General features: G+C 74.5%; 12 protein-coding genes and 1 tRNA gene. 6 read left to right on the top strand and 7 right to left on the bottom strand.

The annotated features are described in order from the left end of the window. The first annotated feature begins 21 nt into the window (after positions 1-21). Entirely contained in the window at positions 22-753 is a 732-nt protein-coding gene (locus tag ACQUFX_RS31675) for a class I SAM-dependent DNA methyltransferase (RefSeq protein ID WP_428963798.1), read from the top strand. Positions 754-873: 120 nt separating this feature from the next. Here ACQUFX_RS31675 and ACQUFX_RS31680 read toward each other — a convergent pair whose 3' ends face one another. Together ACQUFX_RS31680 and ACQUFX_RS31685 are read right to left on the bottom strand one after the other, a co-directional pair. Next, positions 874-2082, bottom strand: coding sequence for an MFS transporter (locus ACQUFX_RS31680; RefSeq protein ID WP_428963799.1), 1209 nt, complete (start codon positions 2080-2082; stop codon positions 874-876). Positions 2083-2184: 102 nt separating this feature from the next. Then, positions 2185-3399: a glycosyltransferase family 2 protein gene (locus tag ACQUFX_RS31685; RefSeq protein WP_428963800.1), complete on the bottom strand. Its 1215-nt coding sequence runs from the start codon at positions 3397-3399 to the stop codon at positions 2185-2187. 200 nt (positions 3400-3599) lie between these two features. Between ACQUFX_RS31685 and ligD the strand changes: the two genes are divergently transcribed. The 4 genes from ligD to ACQUFX_RS31705 all read left to right on the top strand — a co-directional run bounded on the left by ligD (position 3600) and on the right by ACQUFX_RS31705 (position 14221). Further along, positions 3600-4574, top strand: coding sequence for a non-homologous end-joining DNA ligase (gene ligD / locus ACQUFX_RS31690; RefSeq protein ID WP_428963801.1), 975 nt, complete (start codon positions 3600-3602; stop codon positions 4572-4574). Between the two features lie 572 nt (positions 4575-5146). After that, complete coding sequence (locus tag ACQUFX_RS31695; protein ID WP_428963802.1) at positions 5147-5992, top strand: lipase family protein; 846 nt, start codon at positions 5147-5149, stop codon at positions 5990-5992. Between the two features lie 4 nt (positions 5993-5996). Further along, entirely contained in the window at positions 5997-9143 is a 3147-nt protein-coding gene (locus ACQUFX_RS31700) for a hypothetical protein (protein ID WP_428963803.1), read from the top strand. Continuing rightward, complete coding sequence (locus ACQUFX_RS31705; RefSeq protein WP_428963804.1) at positions 9143-14221, top strand: hypothetical protein; 5079 nt, start codon at positions 9143-9145, stop codon at positions 14219-14221. The genes ACQUFX_RS31700 and ACQUFX_RS31705 overlap by 1 nt, the downstream gene beginning before the upstream one ends. On the opposite strand, the gene ACQUFX_RS31710 is transcribed toward ACQUFX_RS31705, so the two are convergent. From ACQUFX_RS31710 to ACQUFX_RS31730, 5 genes are all read right to left on the bottom strand, one after another. Next, on the bottom strand, positions 14213-15673 hold the full coding sequence (locus tag ACQUFX_RS31710) for an MFS transporter (protein WP_428963805.1): 1461 nt from the start codon (positions 15671-15673) through the stop codon (positions 14213-14215). The two genes, ACQUFX_RS31705 and ACQUFX_RS31710, sit on opposite strands and share 9 nt — an antisense overlap. Positions 15674-15891: 218 nt before the next feature. After that, positions 15892-15963 (bottom strand) — tRNA-Arg (locus ACQUFX_RS31715). 174 nt (positions 15964-16137) lie between these two features. Then, entirely contained in the window at positions 16138-16830 is a 693-nt protein-coding gene (locus ACQUFX_RS31720) for a winged helix-turn-helix domain-containing protein (RefSeq protein WP_428963806.1), read from the bottom strand. 234 nt (positions 16831-17064) lie between these two features. Further along, on the bottom strand, positions 17065-17733 hold the full coding sequence (locus tag ACQUFX_RS31725) for a DUF305 domain-containing protein (protein WP_428963807.1): 669 nt from the start codon (positions 17731-17733) through the stop codon (positions 17065-17067). A 16-nt stretch (positions 17734-17749) separates the two neighbouring features. Then, positions 17750-18583, bottom strand: a complete 834-nt coding sequence (locus ACQUFX_RS31730; protein WP_428963808.1) for a DUF3105 domain-containing protein — start codon at positions 18581-18583, stop codon at positions 17750-17752. Positions 18584-18684: 101 nt separating this feature from the next. Between ACQUFX_RS31730 and argS the strand changes: the two genes are divergently transcribed. Next, positions 18685-20349 carry an arginine--tRNA ligase gene (gene argS / locus ACQUFX_RS31735; protein WP_428963809.1) on the top strand — a complete coding sequence of 555 codons (1665 nt, stop codon included), beginning with the start codon at positions 18685-18687 and terminating at the stop codon, positions 20347-20349. Positions 20350-20369 lie beyond the last annotated feature (20 nt).

Raw genomic sequence — 20369 nt, forward strand, 5'->3', positions numbered from 1 at the left:
CCGACGAGCCTGGGAGGACAGGTGTCCCTCTTCGACGATCCGGCCCACTTCGGCCGGGTGTGGGCCGACGACTACGACCGAGCGACGACGCTCGACCCGACCCCGGCCGTGGACTTCCTCGCCGGGTTGGCCGGCGGCGGACGCGCCCTGGAGCTGGCGATCGGCACCGGCCGGGTGGGGGTGCCGCTGGCCGCCCGGGGCGTGCCCGTGGAGGGCGTCGAGGCCAGCGAGGCGATGGTGGCGCGGATGCGCGGGAAGCCGGGCGGCGACGCCATCCCGGTGACCGTCGGCGACATGGCCGACGTCCCGGTGGACGGCCCGTACGCGCTGGTCTACCTGGTCTTCAACACGCTGTTCAACCTGCCCAGCGCCCGGCGGCAGGTGGAGTTGTTCCGCAACGTCGCCCGGGTGCTCGCCCCGGGCGGGTCCTTCGTGGTCGAGGCGTACGTGCCCGACCCGACGCACTTCGCCGACGGGCAGCGGGTCGAGGCGCTGGAGGTGACCGAGGACTCGGCGACGATCGAGGTGTACTCGTTCGACCGGGCCGCGCAGCGCTTCTTCAGCCAGAAGATCACCTTCGACCGGTCCGGGGTGCGGCTGCGCCCGCACTCCGAGCGGTACTGCTGGCCGGGCGAGCTGGACCTGATGGCGGAGCTGGCCGGGCTGCGCCTCGCCGACCGGTACGCCGACTGGGACCGGCGGCCGTTCGGCTCGGCCAGTCGCGGGCACGTCTCGGTGTACCGGCGGGACTGACCCGGCTGCGGGAACGCGGCGAGGGCCCGTGGTCGCGGTGACCACGGGCCCTCGCCGTGCCGGTGTCCCTCCGGGCGGGGTGGGCCGGCTGCCGTTCCACCCGGCGCAGCGGGACCGCCGTCAGATCCGGCGCAGCCCGGTGACGAGGGTCAGCGCCAGCAGGGCGAGCATCCCGGCCAGGGTCAGCGTGAGCCCGACCCCGCTGGCCGACCAGCCGACCAGCACCGGGCCGAGCAGCATGCCGCTGTAGGTGAGGGTGTTCACCTTGGCCAGCGCCGCCGCCGCGTTGACGTCGCCGGACTCGGCGCCGCTGTGCCCGACGGCGCTGAAGATCAGCGGTACCAGCACGGACATCCCGACGCCCAGCACGGCGAAGCCGGCGATGGCGACCGCCGGGAGCGGGCTGAGCACCACGATCGCCAGCCCGGCGACCGCGATCGCCCCGGCCCACCGGACCAGCCGGCCGGCGCCGATCCGCTGCTGGAGCCGGTCGCCGACCAGCCGACCGCCGGCCTGGAAGACGCTGAAGGCGAGGTACCCGAGGGAGGCGGTGGCCAGCGAGGAGCCCAACTCGTCGTGGAGGAAGATCCCGCCCCAGTTGCCGACCGCCCCCTCGGCCACCAGGACCACGGTGCCGGTGACGCCGAGCAGCACGATCCGGGGCGTCCACCCCTCGTGCCAGCGGATCTTCGGCTTCGCCGCGGTGGCGTACCCCTGGGTGCGGTCGGCGGCGGCCGGCAGCAGGAACCGGCCGGCGACCAGGCCGAGCACCACGAGCGCGCCGCAGAGGAGCAGGAAGTGCCGGGCGGGGGAGAGGTCGGCCTTGACGGCCAGCCCGCCCAGGGCCGCGCCGATCATCGCGCCGATGCTCCACGCGGCGTGGCAACTGTTCATGACGGGCCGGCGCAGCGCGCGTTCCACGGTGACCGCGTGCGCGTTCATCGACACGTCGATCAGGCCGTCGACGATCCCGAAGACGAGCAGGGCCAGCGCGAACTGCCAACGGGTCTCGGCGAAGCCGATGGCGGCCAGCGAGAGCGGCAGGCCCAGCATGGTGACCCGGATGATCGGGGCGCTGCCGAACCGGGCGACCAGGTTCCCGGTCGCCTGCATGGCGACCAGTCCGGTGACGACCGGCAGGACGAAGAACAGTCCCAGCTCGCCGTCCGTGAAGCCGTACTTGATCTTGAGGGACGGTACCCGGACGAAGTAGCTGCTGAGCACCAGGCCGGTGATCAGGAACGCGGCTGCCGCCGCCCAGCGCGCCCACCGGGCGGGGGCCATCGACCCCGGTCCGGCGGGCGGCGTCGTGACCTCGCTGCTCACCATCAGTCGGCTTTTCCTTCCTGTCCGTGGTCTCCGGGGCCGTCTGTGCCCAGCGGGCCCGCGGATCATGCGCGCCGACCGCCGTCGACGGCGGTCGGCGTCGGGTCACCGCCGGTCGTCGTCGGCGGCGGCCACCACCTTGCGGGCGGCCCGCTCCGCCTCCCGGCGGATCGCCTCCCGGTAGGGCGGGCTCAGCCGGCCGACCGGCGGCAGCAGCCGACACTCCTCGACGCTGGCGTCGGGGTACGGCAGGCCGAAACCGGCCAGCGGGTACGTCCGCACCGGCCGGTGGGCGTCGAAGAGGGCGGCGACCTCCGGCTCGGGTGCCCCGGTGGCGGTGTCGACGGTCGCGCCGACCAGCAGGATGTCCCGCCCGTCGGCGGTGCCCCGGCAGGTGGCGAGCGACCGGCCGGCACCGGCCGCCGCGGCCAGTTCCCGCTCCACCTCGGGGTAGCGGCGGTCGGCCTCCAGCCAGCCGAAGGCGAGCGCCAGTTCCAGGTCCAGCCGGGGCCACTTGGCCAGGTAGTACCGGTTGTTCGCCCAGGCGGTGGCCCCGTTGGCCGCCACGTCCCGGGGGTGCGGCAGGTGCACCGCGAAGAACCGGGTCGCCTGCACGATCGGGGTGCCGGTCCGGGAGATCCGGAAGGCCCACTCCTGGTCCTCCGGCCCCCAGCCCCGGAAGCCCTCGTCGAGCAGCAGGTCGTGCCGGCGGACCACGGACAGCGGCAGGGCCACCAGCCCGGTGCCGACGAACGCCCACGGGAACCGGGCGATCGCCGGGGCGTACTCCGGGGTCCACCGGACGTCGCCGTGCACCTGCCCGGAGGCCTCCATCGCGGCCATCGCGTCGCGGTACCGGTCCCAGGAGAGCACCTCGGCGTCGGCCACGTCGCTCTCCACCACGTCGTGGTAGCCGATCGCCTGCCCGGTCACGCAGATGTTCTGCCCGTGCGCGAAGTACCGGTCGTAGAGGTCGCGCAGCCCGTTGGCGGGCAACGCCATGTCGGCGTCGAGCAGCAGCAGCACCTGGCCCGAGGCGTGCCGGATGGCCAGGTTGCGGGCCCGGCTGACGTTCCACTCCTCGGCGGTGAGCACGCTGACGACCGCGATCCGGTCGCTGAACTCCCGGCACAGCGTCACGTACTCCGGGGAGTACTCCATCGCGCCGACGACCACCTCGAACTCCTCGCGGCCGAGGGTCTGCTCGGCGAGCGAGGCGAAGACCACCCGGAGCGTCTCCAGGCGCTGTTTGTGCGGGATCACGATGCTGAACTTCAGGCCGGACTGCGCCGGGCCGGACGGCTGGTCGACGTGCTCCATGTCTGCTCCTAGCGACGCGGGGAGGGCCGAGGGCGCCGGCCGTCCCGCCGTGCGCGGGACGCGCCGGATGTCATCCATATTGCCAATAGCTTGACACGATTTTGGCAACACTGGCAATGTGGAGGGTGTCCCGCCGGTCCGCCGCCTTCCACCGGCCGTGCCTCGTTGACCGCCGGGCCCGCAGCGGTCAGGGTGGGTGGATGACCGGCGCCGACGAGACCCGGGACGGGGTACCGCTGACCAACCTGGACCAGCCACTGTTCGACGGGGCCGACGCCACCAAACGGGACCTGGTCGACTACCTCGACGCCGTCCGGGACCGGATCCTGCCGCACCTGCGCGGCCGGCCGCTGTCGGTGGTCCGGGTCCGCCCCGGCCAGCCGCCCTTCATGCAGAAGAACCTGCCGAGGTACACCCCGGACTGGGTACGCCGCACGCCGGTCTGGGCCGAGGCGTCGCGCCGGGAGATCTCGTACGCGCTCTGCGACGACCGCCGTACCCTGCTCTGGTTCGCCAACCAGCGGGCGGTGGAGTACCACCCCACCCTGACCACCGTCGACGACCCGTACCGCCCCACCCACCTGGTGCTCGACCTCGACCCGCCGGAGGGGGACTCCTTCCCGGCGACGGTCGCCGCCGCCGACCTGGTCCGCCGGGCGCTGGCCGACACCGGCCTGACCGGCGCGGTCAAGACCAGCGGCGCCAAGGGCCTGCACGTCGTCGTGCCGGTCGAGGCGGGCGTCGACCCGGCGGACACGGCCGCCGCCACCCGGGCGCTGGCCGCCCGCGCCGCACGCCTGGACCCCGCGCTCGCCACCACGGCCTTCATCCGCGAGGACCGGGGCGGGCGGGTCTTCGTGGACTCCACCCGGGCCGGCGGGGCGACCGTGGTCGCCGCGTACAGCCCCCGGCTGCGGCCGGGCGTGCCGGTGTCGTACCCGGTCGCCTGGGCCGACCTGGCCGCCGTCACCCCGGCCGACTTCACCATCCGTACCGTCCCGGCGCTGCTCGGGACCGCCGACGCGTGGGTCGCCGCGCTGCCGGCGCCGCAGCGGCTCCCGGCCGACCTGGTCGCCGAGGGGCACACCATCCCGGTGGCCCGGGTGCAGGCCATGCACGAGGGCCGCCGTCGAGCCCGCGCGAAGCGCGCCGCCGCCGGGCCGGACGCCACCTGACCGACGGCGGCCCGCCGCCCGGCGGATGTCCGGTGTCGGAAATCCGCCATTGACGGGTACCGTTCGTCCCGGCCCGCCGGCGACGGTTTCCGCGACCGGCCTCCCTTTCCGGAGCGGACCGGGGCGGCGCGGCCCCGGTGGGGCGGCACCCGCCGACGCCGACTCCCGCACAGATGGCGGGCGGTTCCCCGGTCGGTCGGCGCAGTTCAGATCGGTTTCCCGGCCGCAATCCCAACGCCCGCCGTCGATGCGCCGGTCGTACTCCGGTCCATCCTGGACACCACCCGGCGCGGCACCGGTCCGGTGGGCCGCCGGCACGACCGGGAGCGTCCTGACCGGCTGGTCCCCGTGTCGGGCGGCGGGTCGTCGGGGGACCCGTCGACCCGGCGGAATCCGATTCGGAGCGGGGCTACCGGGGGTGCGCTACAGTTCGGTCCCGTCCCGAAACCTCGTGATCCGTGCCATCGGCGAAACCGACCGTGCCATCGGCAACAAAGACCGCGCCATCGGCAACAAAGACCGTGCCATCGCGGAACCGACCGTGGCATCGCTGCTGTGAAGGGGCTTGTCGCGTGACTGACATCGTGGCTGTGCACGGCATCTTCATGAACCGCCGGTCCCGGCAGCAGATGCGGGACGACTGGCGGTCGGCGATCGTGCGCGGCCTGCAGAACGTCCGCGCCGGGGGGGCCGACGAGGTCGAGGTGGAGTGCGCGTACTACGGCCATCTCTACAACGACGGGAAGGCCGGGCTCGACGCCGCGTACCGGCCCGCCGACCTCGACACCGGGCTGGAGCGGGAACTGTTCCTGGCCATCGCGGACGCCACGGCCGACGAGGAGGTCGAGCGCCCCGAGCCCGCCGCGCCGACCAAGCTCTGGGTGCCGGAGCGGGTCCAGGGGGCGGTCCGGCGGATCGAGCGCCACGGCATCTTCGACGGGGCGTCCGGCGTCGTCATCCGCCTGGTCAAGCAGGTCGGCCGGTACCTCGGCGACGCGGACTTCCGGGAGCGGGTGCTGGCGGAGCTGACCGAGGCGATGCGGGTTAAGCCCCGGGTACTGGTGGCCCACTCGCTGGGCTCGGTCGTCGCGTACGACTGGCTGTGCCGGCAGTCGACGCCGACGGTGTCGACCCTGGTCACCATCGGCTCGCCGCTCGGCTTCCGGGGCATCCGCAAGGCGCTGCACCCCGACCTCGGGGCTACCCTGCCGCCCTGGCCGGGCGTGCACACCTGGGTGAACGTGGCGGCCCGGGAGGACGCGGTGGCGACGGTGAAGACGCTGGACGGTCTCTTCGTCGGGCCGATCACCGACCGGCTGGCCAGCAACTCACGGCGGACCGCGCACAGCGCCACGGTCTACCTCCAGAACGTGCACACCTCCACCGCGATGAAGACGGCGTTACGCGAACGGGGGTGATCCGGTGCCGCGCGGCTACTTCGCCATCTCGGCGGTGTCGACGTACTCCGCCGACGGCCCCTTCCGCAACGGGGAGTTCGTCGACCTCGACCACGTACCCCGTGAGGCCCGGACGATGCGGACGACGCTGGCCGGGCTCGGCCTCGTCGAACTCTTCGGCGCGGGAACCGACCTCACCCACCGGGACCTTGTCAAGGAGCTGTGGGGGTGGGCGTCGCAGCACGACCCCGAGGCCGAGCAGAAGGAGGAGTCGACCCTCGTCCTCTACTGCACCGGCCACGGTGGACTCCCGTTCGCCGGGTCCGGGTGGCGGATGGTCCCGCCGACGCCCAACAAGGAGAGCCCGAACGAGTGGGTCAGGCCGGAGGAACTGCTGGAGCCCCTGCTCGCCCAGGGTAAGGGCGTCACACAGGTGGTGCTGATCCTCGACGCGTGCTTCGCCGGTGACGGCGCACGGGAGGCTCTCACCAGGTCGTTCAACGTGTCGCTGGAGACCGGGGCGACGACGGGGGTGTGGGTGCTGGCGTCGGCACGCCGGACGGACGAGGCCCAGCAGATGGTGTTTGCCCCCGCGTTCACCACGGCGCTGCACGATGCGGCCGGAAAGGACCTGCGCGCCGAGTACCTCGACCCGAGCACCACCATCGACGCGGCGGCGGATCTGATGTCCGGTCTCCAGCAGCGCCCCTGGGTCGCTGTCGGGCGGGAGGCCGGTGACTGCCGGGCGCTGCCGAACCCCCGGTACATGCCGGTCACGGTGCCGGACTGGATCGAGCGCCGGTGGAGCGCGCCGGCCCGGGGCGTCACCGACCCGGACGAGGGCGGCTGGTACTTCACCGGGCGGGACGAACTCCTCCAGCGGCTGGTGCGCCACCTGACCGGGGGGCCGGCGGAGCCGCCGGTGCTGCTGCTGACCGGCGCGGCCGGCACCGGCCGGACGGCCGTGCTGGCGCGGCTGCTGACCACCGCGACGCAGCGACAACGCGACGCGATGCCGGTCGTCGCCCGCCAGGGGTACCTGCCGGAGACCGACCTCGCCGTCGTCGGGCTCGACGCCGCCGGGCTGACCGTCGAGCAGGCCGCCGCCGACCTGGCCCGCCGGCTCGACCTGCCCGCCGGCACCGCGACGGACCTGGTCGGGCGGGTCGCCGCCCTCGGTCACCGGCCGGCGGTCCTGGTCGACAACCTGGACCGGGCGGCGGACCCGGCCGCCCTGACCGGTCAGCTCCTGCTGCCCCTGGCCGGGACCGTCCGGCTGGTCGTCGTTCCCGACGCCGACCCGGCGGCGTTCGAGGGCGTCGAGCGGGTGGCGGTCGCCGCCGACGACGAGGCGTCGGTGGTGGCGCGGTACGTCCTGCTGCGCCTGGAGTACGGGCTGACCGCCGCCGGTGCCACCGCCCGCCGGGAGGTGACCCGGGTGGCGACCGAGCTGGCGGGTACCTGCCTGGGCAGCTTCTCCGCCGCCGCGACGGCGGTCGACACCCTGCTCCGGGAGGTCCGCCGGGCCGGCCGGCCGCTCCGGGCGGCGCACGAGGCGGCGGATCTCGCCGCCAACCGGGTACTGGAGGCGTTGTGCCGGTCGGCGATGACCCCGGTGGCCGCCGGTGCCGCCGGCCGGCACGCCGACCACCTCGTGGAGTGCCTCGCGGCGGCCTGCGCGTACTCGGTCGAGGGCTGGCTGCCCGAGTCGGTCTGGGCCGGCGTCGCCCGCCGGGCGTACGCAACGCCCTGCTCCGGGGAACAGGTGGGTGACCTCGCCGCGCGCGCCTCGGCCTTCCTCGCGCAGCGGCGCGGAGACCAGGGCGAGCGCGCCTGGCGACCCCGGTTCGCCGCCCGCGCCGTGGACCTCACCGCGACCGGTGACCGTCTCGTGCGGGACCTGGTCGACGAGGCCCGGGACCGGTACGGGGCGGGGTGGGACGGGGTGCACCCCGGTATGGCGGCGATCCTGCTCGGCGCGGCGGCCCAGGCGCACGGCCGCTACGCCGACCTGCTCGACGACGCGAACCTGCTGCTGGCCGCGCCACCCGCCGAGGTCACCCGGAGCCTGCGTGCCGTGCGTGGCCGACCCGACGGGCAGCGACGTGTCGCCACCTGGGCGGGCGTACCGGTCCGGGCCGACCGGCCGGACCGGGCGTTCCTGCTGGGGTTGCTGGCCCGGCGGCACGGCCTGGACCGGCTGGCCGCCACGGCCGGGGCGGCGGGCGGGCCCGGCACCCCGCGGTGCCGCTGGGCGGTCCGGGTGGCGGCGGCCGGTCACCGCGCGCCGGTGACCCGGATGGCGCTCGCCGGCCCGGCCGGGGCGTACCTCGTCACCGCGCACGACGACGGGACCGTGGCCTGGTGGGACGGCAGCAGCGGGGCGCCGGTACCGCAGTGGCCGCCGGTGCCCGGGGGCGGTGCCCCGGTGACCGGCGTCTCCGCCGCGCTGAGCGTGGCCGGCCTGGTCACCGTCGCGGTCCGGGCCGACCGGGACGTGCGCTGCTGGGGGCCGGTGGCCGACGAGCCCCCGCGAGCCCTCGGCCCGGCGACCGTCGCGGTGACGCACCCGAGCGGCCTGGTCGTGTGCGTGGACGGTCAGGCCGTGCGGGTCGTCGACGTGGTCGCCGGGTCGGCCGTGCGGCACTGCGCGCTGCCCGCCGAGATCGTCGCGGCGGACCTCGCCGGGGTCGTCGAGGAACCGGTGCTGTGGCTGGTGGACATCGGCGGTCGCATCTGGCGCTGGAACCTCTCGGCGGCCGGCGGCCGGCAGCCGTCCCCGGTCGGCCCGGGGAGCGCCCCGCTGCTGCTCGCCGCCGCCCGCGACGGGGGCGCCTGCGTGGTCGTCGGCACCGACGGCGGACTGAACCTGCCGGCTGGTGGCCGGACGGTGCCCCGGCGGCAGCGGACCGGGGCCGTCCGCTGCGTCGCGGTGGACGAGCGGTGGGTGGTGGTCGGCGGCGGGTCCGACGCCCGGTCCGGCTGGATCGAGCTGCACGACGCGAGGCGGCCCGGGCCGGGCGACCGCTGGCCGCTGGACGCCGCCCCGGTCGGCAGCGGACTGGCCGGCGGAACCCTGGTGGTCGCGACGCCGGACGGGCTGGCGGCCGTCGCGCTGACCGCCGCCGACGAGGCGGGCGGCGACCCGGCCGGGAAGGGGGAGCGGACCTGATGGACCCCCGGACGACCCCCGACCAGGACCGCGACCTGGCCCTCGCGTACCTGCTGTTGTTACAGGCCACGGCCACCGGGGCGGAACCGCCGACCGGGCCGTTGCGCGAGCAGGTGCGGTTGCTGCGCGACGAGGACCTGGGCCGGATCGGCGCGGCGCTGCGGGGCCGCCGAACGGGCATCCCCGGCCGGCTGGTCGCCGAAGGGACGTCGGGACTGTCGGCGGTGCTGAACGCGGCGACCACGCCCGACGTGCCCACCACCCCCGACGTCCCCACCGACCCCGACCCCGCCGATCCCGCCGATCCCGCCGATCCCGCCGATCCCGACGGCTCCGCCGGCCCCGACCCCGACCGGTCCGCCGGCGCGGGTGGTGCGGCGGCGACCGAGGTGGCGGGCCTCCTCGGCGAGGAGACGGTGCTCGACCTGCTCGCCTTCGGCGACGACCTGCGACCGGTCGGCCGGGGTGCGCCGGGGCAGCCCGGGAACCCGACCCTGCCGCTGGTGACGGCGGACGGTGACGTCGTGGCCGGCACGCTCTGGCCGGGCGACGCGCCCGCCGCCGCGCACCCGATGTTCCGGCCGGCCGCCGAGTTGGCCCCGGACCCGGCCCCGGTGCGGGCGGCGGTGCGTCGTGCGCTGGCCGAGTTCGAGTCGCTGGCGGCCGAGGAGATCGACGGCACGCTCGACGGCGGCTTCCTGTGGCCGGCCGGGCCGGCAGCGCCGCAACGGCTCGGGCTGCTGGCGGCCCTGCGGGCGCTGGGCCGGGTCGCCGGGCTGGCCGGGCCCGCCGCGAACCTGGTGGCCGTGGGAGAGTGCGACGCCGACGGCCTCTTCCGCCCGCTGACCGACGCGGAGATCACGGCCTGCGTCGGGGCCCTGGCCCACCTGGAGTGCGACCTGCTCGTCCCGACCGGGCAGGGCTGGCTGCTGAAGCGGGCCGACGGCACGTCGTCGACCGGCCCGGAGCACGACTGCGACCTGGCCGGCGCGGCGCTGCTGGTGTGGGGCGGGGCGTGGGCGGCCTGGCAGCGCGGACAGCACAGGGCCGAGCTGCTGCGGCTGGGCTGGGTGCCGGTGGACTGGACGCAGACCCCGGCCAACCTGCTCGTCCCCGAGACGGACGTCGCCCAGGTCACCTCGCTGTACAGGATGTTCTACCAGGGACGTAACCGGGTCGCGGTGCTCGGTGGCACCCGGGGCAGCGGCAAGAGCGTCATCGTCCGCCGCCTGGCGGCCCGGCTCGCCGCCCAGCGTCGTCCCCCGCTGGTCCGGGTCGTCGCCAGCACCACCCACGAGCTGCCGAACCGGCAACTGGCCGTCCGGGTCGGCCGGCACGCGCTCGGCATGGACGAGGCGGCACCGGACCAGCGCCGCCTGCTCGTCCTCGAAGAGCTGTACCCGGTCGGCGACGGCAACGTCGACGAACTCCTGTCCCACCTCGCGCGGAACCTGAGCACGTCCGTGCTGGCCGTCCTCCAGTACGACGTCAACTCCGTCGAGGAGTGGCAGACCAACTCGGTCAACGTGGTCACCGCCGTGGTCGGCCCGCAGGCGCTACGGGAGTTCGTGGTGTGGCTCTCCGAGCGGCACCCGGACCTGCTGGACCGGGAGCGGGGCCTGGCGGAGCTGGACCGGCCCCGGCCGCCCCGGGACCTGCGCCGGCTGCTCCAGGCCATGCTCAGGACCGGCGACCCGGAGACCGGGGCGGTGGACACCGAGCCGGAGACCGGGGACGCCCCGCTGGTCGCCCGCCTCCGGGCGCTGGACGAGGCGGAGCGCCGGGCGGTCGCGGTGACGGCGGCCTGGAGCCTGGCGCGGTGGGGCGTCGCCGAGACGTCGATCGCCGGTCTCGACCCGGACACCCGGGACGCCTTCGGGATCGAGACCGACTTCACCGGTCGCCGGTTCCGGATACCCGGCCCCGAGGACTGCCGGGCGTTGTTGAAGGGGTACCGCGAGCTCCAGCCGGTGGACGGAGAGCCGGCGCGCGGGAACCGGAGGCGGTCCCTCGGCGCGCTGGACGCGCTGATGGTCGAGCTGATGCAGCCCGACCTGGCCGAGCTGCTGCGGAGCGGCTCCGCCGAGGTGGTCACCTGCCTGCGCGGCGTGCGGCTGTACCGCGGCCCGCTCTGCGCCGAGCTGGTCGACCACACCTGGCGGGACGGTTCGTTGCCGCAGTGGATCGAGCAGGTGCACTCGGCGCGGCTGGCCGAGCTGCTGACCTCGCTGCACGTCGGGCTCGGCGACCAGGTCGTCCGGCGGGTGGTGGCGCGGCTGACGGAGCGGCTGCCGCAGCGTACCGAGCGGTTCGTGATCGGCGAACTGCTCGTCGTGCTGCGCTGCCTGCGGTCGTACCTGTCCGAGATCAGGCCGCAGTGGTCGGCGATCAGCGGGTGGATCCACGACCAGGTCGCCGACGCGTTGAGCGCCGGCTCCGGCACCCCGGACGAGCGGTTCCAGTTGCTGCGCCGGGCCGAGTCCTTCCACGATCCCGAGCTGCGGCGGCTCGTCGTCGAGCGGGTGGTGGAGGTGCTGCCGGGCGTCCAGCCGTCCCGGGCCGACGACTACTACCTGATCCGGCGGGTGCGCAGTCTCCAGGCGCGGGCCGAGCGGACCCTGCGGTGGGACCAGTTGACCTTCCCCGTCGAGCAGGAGCCGGCGGTCCAGGCGGTGCTCGACGCGGAGCCACCGAACGACGTCGGGTTCCCGGTCGTGCTCGGCTGGCTCATCCTGCGCCGGTACCTGCGCCGCGACGACTGGGACCTGCTGCTCGAGACGTACGAGAACCGGTTCACCACCGCGCTGCGGCACACCACGATCGCCGACTTCACCCGGGCCGTCGACGAGTTGCGGGCCTTCGGCCCGCTCTACGCCGTCGAACTGTTCAAGCGGGTGTCCAGACAGGACGCCCGGCGTCGGACGGAGCAGCGGTACCCGTTCCTCGACGGGGTCCGCAAGATGCTCCGGGAGGCCTCGCCGATGGAGGCGGCAGACCTCGTCCGCAGCGTCAGCGCGGTGTACCTGCGCGCCGCGCACTCGCTGCTCTACTCGAGCCTGCGGTCCGAGACGCCGGACGGTGAGCTGGCCGACCTGCTCGCGCGGCGGGTGATGGAGCTGGCCGACGCCAAGGGCGCCGGGATGCTGCTCTCCGCGGCGCACGCCGTGGACGACATCTACATGGTGCACTCGCACGGGTTCGCGCGACTGTTCGGGGAGCAGCTCGGCGAGGAGAACGCCCTGCGGCTGCTCATCAAGGACCCCCGGCCCTCCGTCAAGTACTACCTGCTCAAAGGTCTGTGGGAAGCGCAGGTGCCGTTCCGCCGGTCGCTGCTCGACGCGGTGCTGGACGCCGTCGCGGAGGCCATCTCCGGCGGTCACAAGCCCTGGGGCCCCCGGCTCGCCCTCCAGGTCGGCGCCGACCCGGAGATCGGGCCGGACTTCCTCGTCCGGCTGCGGGCCCGGATCCCGGTGCGGACCGTGCTCGACGGGATGGGGCCCTTCGCGTCCCCGGAGGCGCAGGCGGAGTTCCACCGGCTCGGCCGGGCCCTGTACCCGGCCGCCGCGGCGCAGTACAGCCGCGAGTTCAACATGACCGCCTTCCTCCGCCCGATCGCGGCGGCCCCGTTGCTGGCCGCCGCCGAGTGCTGCCGCGAGGTGGCCCGGACCCTCGCCGACGCCGACCAGCACCAGGGCGGCCGGGACCTGGTCGCCGCCGCCGACCGCTCCATGGGGGAGCGCCACGCGTGGGTGAGCCGGCTGGCCCGCACCGGCAACGGCGAGCAGTTGACCCAGGCGCTGAGCATCCTGCGCGACATCGACCCGGCGCGGGTGCGGTCGATGGTGGGCGCCCTGGCGGACCGGGTCGTGCGCCGCGACGACGACGAGGAGGAGAGCCTGCTGGTCGACAAGACCCGGCGGGCGATGTTCGACTCGCCCACCGCCGGCGCCGGTCTGCTCAGCGCCCTCGAACGGGTCGAGGACGGCCTCGGCCGCGACCTGTACGACCACCTCCGGGAGGACGAGGTCCTGCGCCGGGTCTTCCTCTCCGACCTGCAGGCCCTCCAGTCGCCGGCCGTGCAGTACGCGGCGGCCCGCCACCTCGCCGCGATCGGCGTCGTCGCCACCCACCCGGACGCCTCCTGGACGTCCACGGTCTTCGACGTCCGGCTGCAACTCGTCCGCATCACCGGCAGCCCGGCGGCGCTGCGGGACATCCTGCGGACGCTGGTGATCTGGAACACGAGCTGGGCCGACCGGGCGGTGCGGGAGATCGACCGGGGGCGGTTGTCGACCCGCGTCCGGGCGGGGCTCACCCGCGACCTCGGTCCCGCCGTCGAGCTGGCCGGGACGCTGCACGACCTCGGCGACCAGGCCGGCTGCGCCGCCCTGGTGGAGGCGCTCGGCGGGTTCGAGCCCGCCCACGTGGTCCGGCACGTGGGCCTGCGCCGGGCGTGTGTCCTGCTGGAACTGGTGCTGGACCACGCGCCCCGGCACGCCGACGACCTGGCGGCGGCGATCAACACGGCCGTGGACGAGCACCTGGGCAGCTCCGTGGTCCTGGACGAACGGACCCAGTGGACGGAGATCGGGCACGTCTGCCACGTCCTGCGCGTGGCCGGCTTCGCGGTGACCGCCCGGGCGGCGCCACCGGTCGCGCCGAACCTGGCCCATGCCGCCTCGGTCGTCTGGGGGTTGCACCACCTGCCGCACAGCGACTGGCGGCGGCGTCCGCTGGCGGCGGCGACCGAGCGGTTCCTCGCGGCTCCGCAGGGCGGGGGCAGCTCGCTGTTCGAGACCCTCGCCGTCGCGTCGGTGCTGGGGCGCACCGAGGAGGTCGCGGCCACGATCGGCGGCGACACCACGGGCGCCGTCGACCGGCTCTCCTTCCGCCGGCTCCGGGTGCTGCACGAGATCGCGGAGCAGGACCGGGCCCTGGCGGCGGTGCTGGCCGGCTGGGCGGAGGGCGTCGACCGGCGGCTCGCCGACCCGCTGTCCCGCGCCGACTGGGACGCCCGGCGACTCGCCCACGCCCGGGCCCGCCTCACCGGCGTGGTCCGGCGGCTGCGGTCACAGTGAGGCGGCGGGACGTCGGCCCGGCCCGACGTCGGGTGCCGGCCCCGACCGGCGACCGCCGGGCATGACCAGGGCGACGACGCCGGCCGCCAGGACGAGGACCGCCGCGGCGGTCAGCAGGGCGGCGTCGAAACCCGCGACGGTGGCGTCGGCCCCGGTGGTCCGGTCGGGTGCCGCCCGCAGCGCCGCCGCAGCGGCGGTGGCGGCAACGGTGTTGAGCAGCGCGGTGCCGATCGAGCCGCCGAGTTGGGTCACGGCGTTGACGGCGGCCGACGCCGCGCCGGTGTCCCCACCGCCGACACCGCTGGTCGCGGCGGCGACCGCCGGCGTGATCGCGCAGCCGAGACCCAGACCGATCAGGATCTCCGCCGGCAGCATCCGGGTGAGGTAGAGCCCCGGCGTGCCGGGCGTGAGGCCGACCAGCAGCACCATCCCGGCGGCCATCACGACGAGGGCGGGGACGACCAGGGCGCGGGTCGTCAGTCGCGCCGTGAGCAGACCGGCGATCAGTGTCGATCCGACCGCGATCGCCAGGGCGAGGGGCAGGAACGCCAGCCCGGCGCGGACCGGTGAGTAGCCGAGGAGCTGCTGGAACCAGTACGTGAGCACCAGGAAGAACCCGAAGAGCGCGACCTGCGGCAGCCCGATCGCGAGCAACGCCCCGCCCCGGACCCGGTCGAGCAGCACGGTGAGCGGCAGCAGGGGCTGCGCGACCGTCCGTTGCCCGACGGCGAACAGCACCAGCATCAGCGCGCCGACCGCCAGCGGAGTGAGCACGAGTGGGTCGACCCAACCCCGGTCCGGGACCTCGGTGAGGGCGAAGACCAGGGCGGTCATGCCGGCCGCGCTGGTGGCGGCGCCCGCGAGGTCGAGCCGTACCCGGCGGCCGGGGTGTGCCGGGATCACGGTGGCGGCCCCGATCAGCGTGATGGCCGCGATCGGGACGTTGACCAGAAGGCACCAGCGCCAGTCGAGGTACTGGGTGAGCGCCCCGCCGAGGAGCAGCCCGAGCACCGCCCCCGCCCCAGTGAGCGCGCCGTAGACGCCGAACGCGATGCCCCGCGGCCGGGGCTCGGTGAACGCCGCCGAGATGATCGCCAGGGCGGCCGGTGCCAGCAGGGCGGCGCACCCGCCCTGGGCGGCCCGACCGGTGAACAGCAGCCCCGGGGTGGGGGCCAGCCCGGCGAGCGCGCTGGCCAGCGCGAATCCGACCAGCCCGGCCACGAAGGCCCGGCGCGCCCCGACCGTGTCGGCGATGCGTCCGCCGAGCAGCAGCAACCCGCCGAACGCCAACGCGTAGGCGGTGACCACCGCGCTTCGGGAGGCGTCGGCCAGGCCCAGGTCCCGCTGGACCGAGGGCAGGGCGATGGTCACGACCGTGGCATCCAGCACCACCATCAACTGCGCCGATCCCGCTGTCGCCAGGACCCACCAGTGCCGAGCGGAGGTAGCCACGCAACGCCTCCTGAACATTGAGAAGGTAACTTACCGACGTTAAGTTGCCTAAACAATGTACTGGAGTGGCGCGAGGAGGCGCGATGCGATTTCGGCGGAGTCGGCGGGGCGGCGGCTCGTGGCGGACCGGCGCGGGTCGGCTCAGCGGGGCGGTCCGCGCCGACATGCGAAAACGCCCCGGCGCGAGCGCCGGGGCGACATTCTATGGATCTGCGATGTGCCCCCGGCAGGATTCGAACCTGCGCCCCCGCCTCCGGAGGGCGGTGCTCTATCCCCTGAGCTACGGGGGCTCAGCGACGGGAGAAGACTAGCAAACCGCCCCCCGGATCGCCGAATCGGTATCCCGTGATCGACGCGTGTCGTCGGTGCCCGGCCACCCACCAGGGCGGACGGCCCCGGCTGGCGGGGCGGCGTGCTCCGGCGGGACCGGGTCCCGGCCGGGCCACGCCGGCGGATCGGTGCCCTCAGGCGGCCAGGGCCCGCCCGCAACTGGGCAGCGGGTGCAGCGCGATCCGGCGGGGCAGCCGGCGGGGCCACTCGTTGCGCGGCCAGGAGCCGTCGACGATCAGGTGCACCGGGTGCTCCTCGGCGCCGCTGAGCCGCAGCACGAAGTCGCGGGGGAGCGGCGGGTCGACCGACGGGGTCGTGATCATGAACCGGACCCGGCCCCGCGACGACACGGCGGAGAGGACGTCGGCCGCCGGCATGGTGCCGCGCAGGCGTACCCGGCCGATCCAGTAGACCTCGGCCAGGTGGTCCTGGGCGGCCCGGGTGATCGACGGGTACTCGAGACGTACCCAGCGCTCGACCGCGCCGACGCAGAGCCCGCAGGCCCGTTCCCGGGGCTCGCGTGGCCCCAGCCCCCAGGCCCGCAGGTACGCCCCGACCGCGCCGTGGTCCAACGGGAGGCCGTACCGCCGCTGGACGAGCGTGGCGAGGCTCTGCCGCGTCCACAGCTCCTCGTCGAGCCCGAACTCGTCGGGGTGGACGCCCCGCAGCATGTCGATCAGCTCGAGTTCCTGGTCGCGGCTGAGCGTGCCCGGTTCGCCCTGCCGATGTCCGCGACGGACGGCTGCCACCGTCCCGTCACCGCCGATGGTGTGCCGCCGGCACCAACTGGTCACCGACCGGCGCGCGTCTCTGAGTGCAACCCCCACGTCCTGCGCAACGAGCCCGAATCACTCCTGGTCACGATATGTAGGTAGAAAAACCCCTAACGACGACAATCCCCCGGAAGCCGCAAAGCGTCCAAAAAGCCACATACCACCACCTGGCGGGCGAATCTTGATCACCAGGGGTGCGCGGAGAAGGAGGGGACGGGGCAAAGGCAAAGGGTGGTGGCGACCCGGCTGGGTCGCCACCACCCTTGTCCGGGCGGCTGCGGGGAGGGCTCAGGCGCGCAGGCGGTCCAGGGCGTTGCGCAGGTTGACCAGATCGCTCTGCTGGGTGTTCTTCATGGTCTGGGCGGTCCGGACGACGTCCGGCTCGTCGCTGTTGCCGAGCACCCCGTCGATCATGTGGATACCGCCCGTGTGGTGCGTGATCATCAGCTCCAAAAAGAGCACGTCCAACTCGCGGCCCTGCGCGGCCTCCAGGCGGGCCATCTGCTCAGGGGTGGCCATGCCGGGCATCAGTCCGTTCTTGACCATCTCCTGCCCGCCCGCCATCCAGGCCATCCGGGGCTGCGAACCCGACGGGTCCAGCCCCCAGGAACGCAGCCAGGTCTGCATGGTGCCCATCTCACCCTGCTGCGCGAGGGCGATGTCGACGCCGATCTGGCGTACCTCCGGGTCGCTGCCCCGCTGGTAGGCGGCCAGCCCCATCTGCACGGCCTGGGCGTGGTGGGTGGTCATGTCCCGGGCGAACCCGGCCTCCACGGAGGTGTCACCCGGGCGGGTCAGGGTCGGGGTGAACAGGCCGCCGACGTACCCGAGAAGAAGCCCGACCACGACGGCGGCGGCCAGCGCCAGCGTGCCGAAGCGACGGTCGCTCGCCCGGCCGCCCTCGGTGGGGGCCGGGGCCGGTGCGTCGGCGCGGTCGGCCATCGTGGGTGCGGTCATCAGCTCGTCTCCCTGGTCAGCCCTGCGTCTGCGGCATCTGGGCACCGTCGCGCGGGGCGTTGCCGGTCGCCGTGATGCCTCCCGAGCAGAGCGCGTTCGGGCCCTCGATCGAGGCGTTCACCCGCAGCGTCTTGATGAAGTCGTCGATCCGGCTGTCGTCGGCGTTGTCGACCTTGAGCTGGTACCCCCAGGTCTGCAGCGAGATCGGCCGGTCCTGCCCCTGGAACGGGCTGAGGAAGGTCTTCTCGTTGCCGCGCACCCGCTCGGCCAGCTTCTCGATCTGGTCGGCCGGCAGGTCCGGGCGGTAGGTGATCCAGACCGCGCCGTGCTCCAGGCTGTGCACCGCGTGCTCGCTGGCGATCGGGGCGTCGTAGACGTCGCCCATGCAGTTCTGCCAGGAGCTGTTGTGCGGACCGGCGACCGGCGGGGCCTGCGCGTACTGGACCGGCCCCTCCTGGTGGTTGGCGCCCTTGACCAGCTCGGGGTCCGTCTTGCGGAAGTTGACGATGCCCTCGATGGCCTCGGCGCGCTCCTCCCAGGGCTTCGAGCCCTGGAACGACGCCCAGGCGCCGTACCCGATGATCGAGACCGCCAGGACGCCGACGGCGACGAAGAGGGCGATCGGGCCCCAGGCGCGACCCTGGCTGACCTTGACCGGGGTGATCGGCTTGCGGCCCTTGCCGCCACCGCCCGGCCGGTTGCCCGATTTGCCTGCTCCCGGCTTGGTCCCGCCGGACTTGCCCCCGGCAGTGGGCTTGGCGCCGGCGGCGGGCCGGTCGGCCGCCGGCTTCTTGCCGGTGCTGACCACGGACGGACGGCTCTGGTTGCCGCCCGGGGTGCTGATGCTCATCGTGCCTCGTCAGGTCGGTCGGTCAAGGGGGGCCGGCGGGCCGGGTCCCCGCTCCGGGTCGCCGCCGCGGGGACCGAGTCTACCCCCGATAACATGGTTCGGTGACTCCCGCAGAACTAGCCGAGGCCGTACTCTCCGCTGCCCACGCCGTATTCGACGCCCGGGGCCTGGACCGCTCCGCCCTGCCGGAGCGGACCGCGGTCGAGCGACCCCGCAACCCCGAGCACGGTGACTACGCCTCGACCCTGGCCCTCCAGCTCAGCAAGCGGGTGGGGGTGCCGCCACGGGAGTTGGCCGCCGACCTGTCCGAGCAGCTCGGCCGGACACCCGGGATCAAGTCGGTGGAGATCGCCGGTCCGGGCTTCCTGAACATCCGCCTGGACGCCGCCGCCGCCGGCCTGCTCGCCCGGTCGATCGTCGAGGCCGGCCCGGCGTACGGGCACGGCACCGCCCTCGCCGGGCAGAAGATCAACCTGGAGTTCGTCTCGGCCAACCCGACCGGCCCGGTGCACATCGGCGGGGTCCGGTGGGCGGCCGTCGGTGACGCGCTGAGCCGGCTGCTGCGGGCCAGCGGCGCCGAGGTCGGCACCGAGTACTACTTCAACGACGCCGGCTCCCAGATCGACCGGTTCGCCCGGTCCCTGCTCGCCGCCGCGAAGGGCGAGCCGGCCCCGGAGGACGGGTACGGCGGGGCGTACATCGCCGAGATCGCCGAGCAGGTCCGGGCCAAGCGTCCCGAGGTGGCGACGCTGCCCGACGACGCCGCCCAGGAGGTGTTCCGGGTCGAGGGCGTCGCGTTGATGTTCGACGAGATCAAGTCCTCGCTGCGCGGTTTCGGGGTGGACTTCGACACCTACTTCAACGAGAAGGACCTGCACGACCGGGGTGAGCTGGAGCACGCCCTGACCCGGCTGCGGGAGCAGGGGCACGTGGACGAGCGCGACGGGGCGGTCTGGCTGCGCACCACCGACTTCGGCGACGACAAGGACCGGGTCCTGCGCAAGTCCAACGGCGAGTGGACCTACTTCGCCGCCGACTGCGCGTACTACCTCGACAAGCGGGAGCGTGGCTTCGACCGGGCGGTGTACATGCTCGGCGCCGACCACCACGGCTACGTCGGCCGGATGAAGGCGATGGCCGCCTGCTTCGGCGACGACCCGCAGGTCCACCTGGAGATCCTCATCGGCCAGCTGGTCAGCCTGCTCCGCGACGGGGCTCCGGTGCGGATGAGCAAGCGGGCCGGCACCGTGGTCACCCTGGAGGACCTGGTCGACGCGATCGGGGTGGACGCCGCCCGGTACGCGCTGGCCCGCTACTCCAGCGACTCGCCGATCGACATCGACGTGGAGCTGTGGACCCGGGCCAGCCGGGACAACCCGGTCTACTACGTCCAGTACGTGGCGGCCCGGACCGCCAGCGTCGGCCGCAACGCCGCCGAGGTGGGGCTGACCCGGGGCGACGCCGACGCGTTCCGCCCCGCGCTGCTCGCCCACGAGAAGGAGAACGAGCTGCTCAAGGCGCTCGCCGAGTTCCCCGCCACGGTGGCCGCCGCCGCCGAGCTGCGCGAGCCGCACCGGGTGGCCCGGTACCTGGAGGAGCTCTCCGGGGCGTACCACCGGTTCTACGACAACTGCCGGATCCTGCCGCGCGGCGACGAGGAGGTCACCGACCTGCACCGGGCCCGGCTCTGGCTCAACGACGCCACCCGTACGGTGATCGCCAACGGGCTGCACCTGCTCGGCGTCTCCGCTCCGGAACGGATGTGAGCGCCGTGGACACCACCATG

Origin of the sequence: Micromonospora fluostatini, assembly GCF_050410825.1 — a bacterium.
GTDB lineage: Bacteria > Actinomycetota > Actinomycetes > Mycobacteriales > Micromonosporaceae > Micromonospora > Micromonospora rosaria.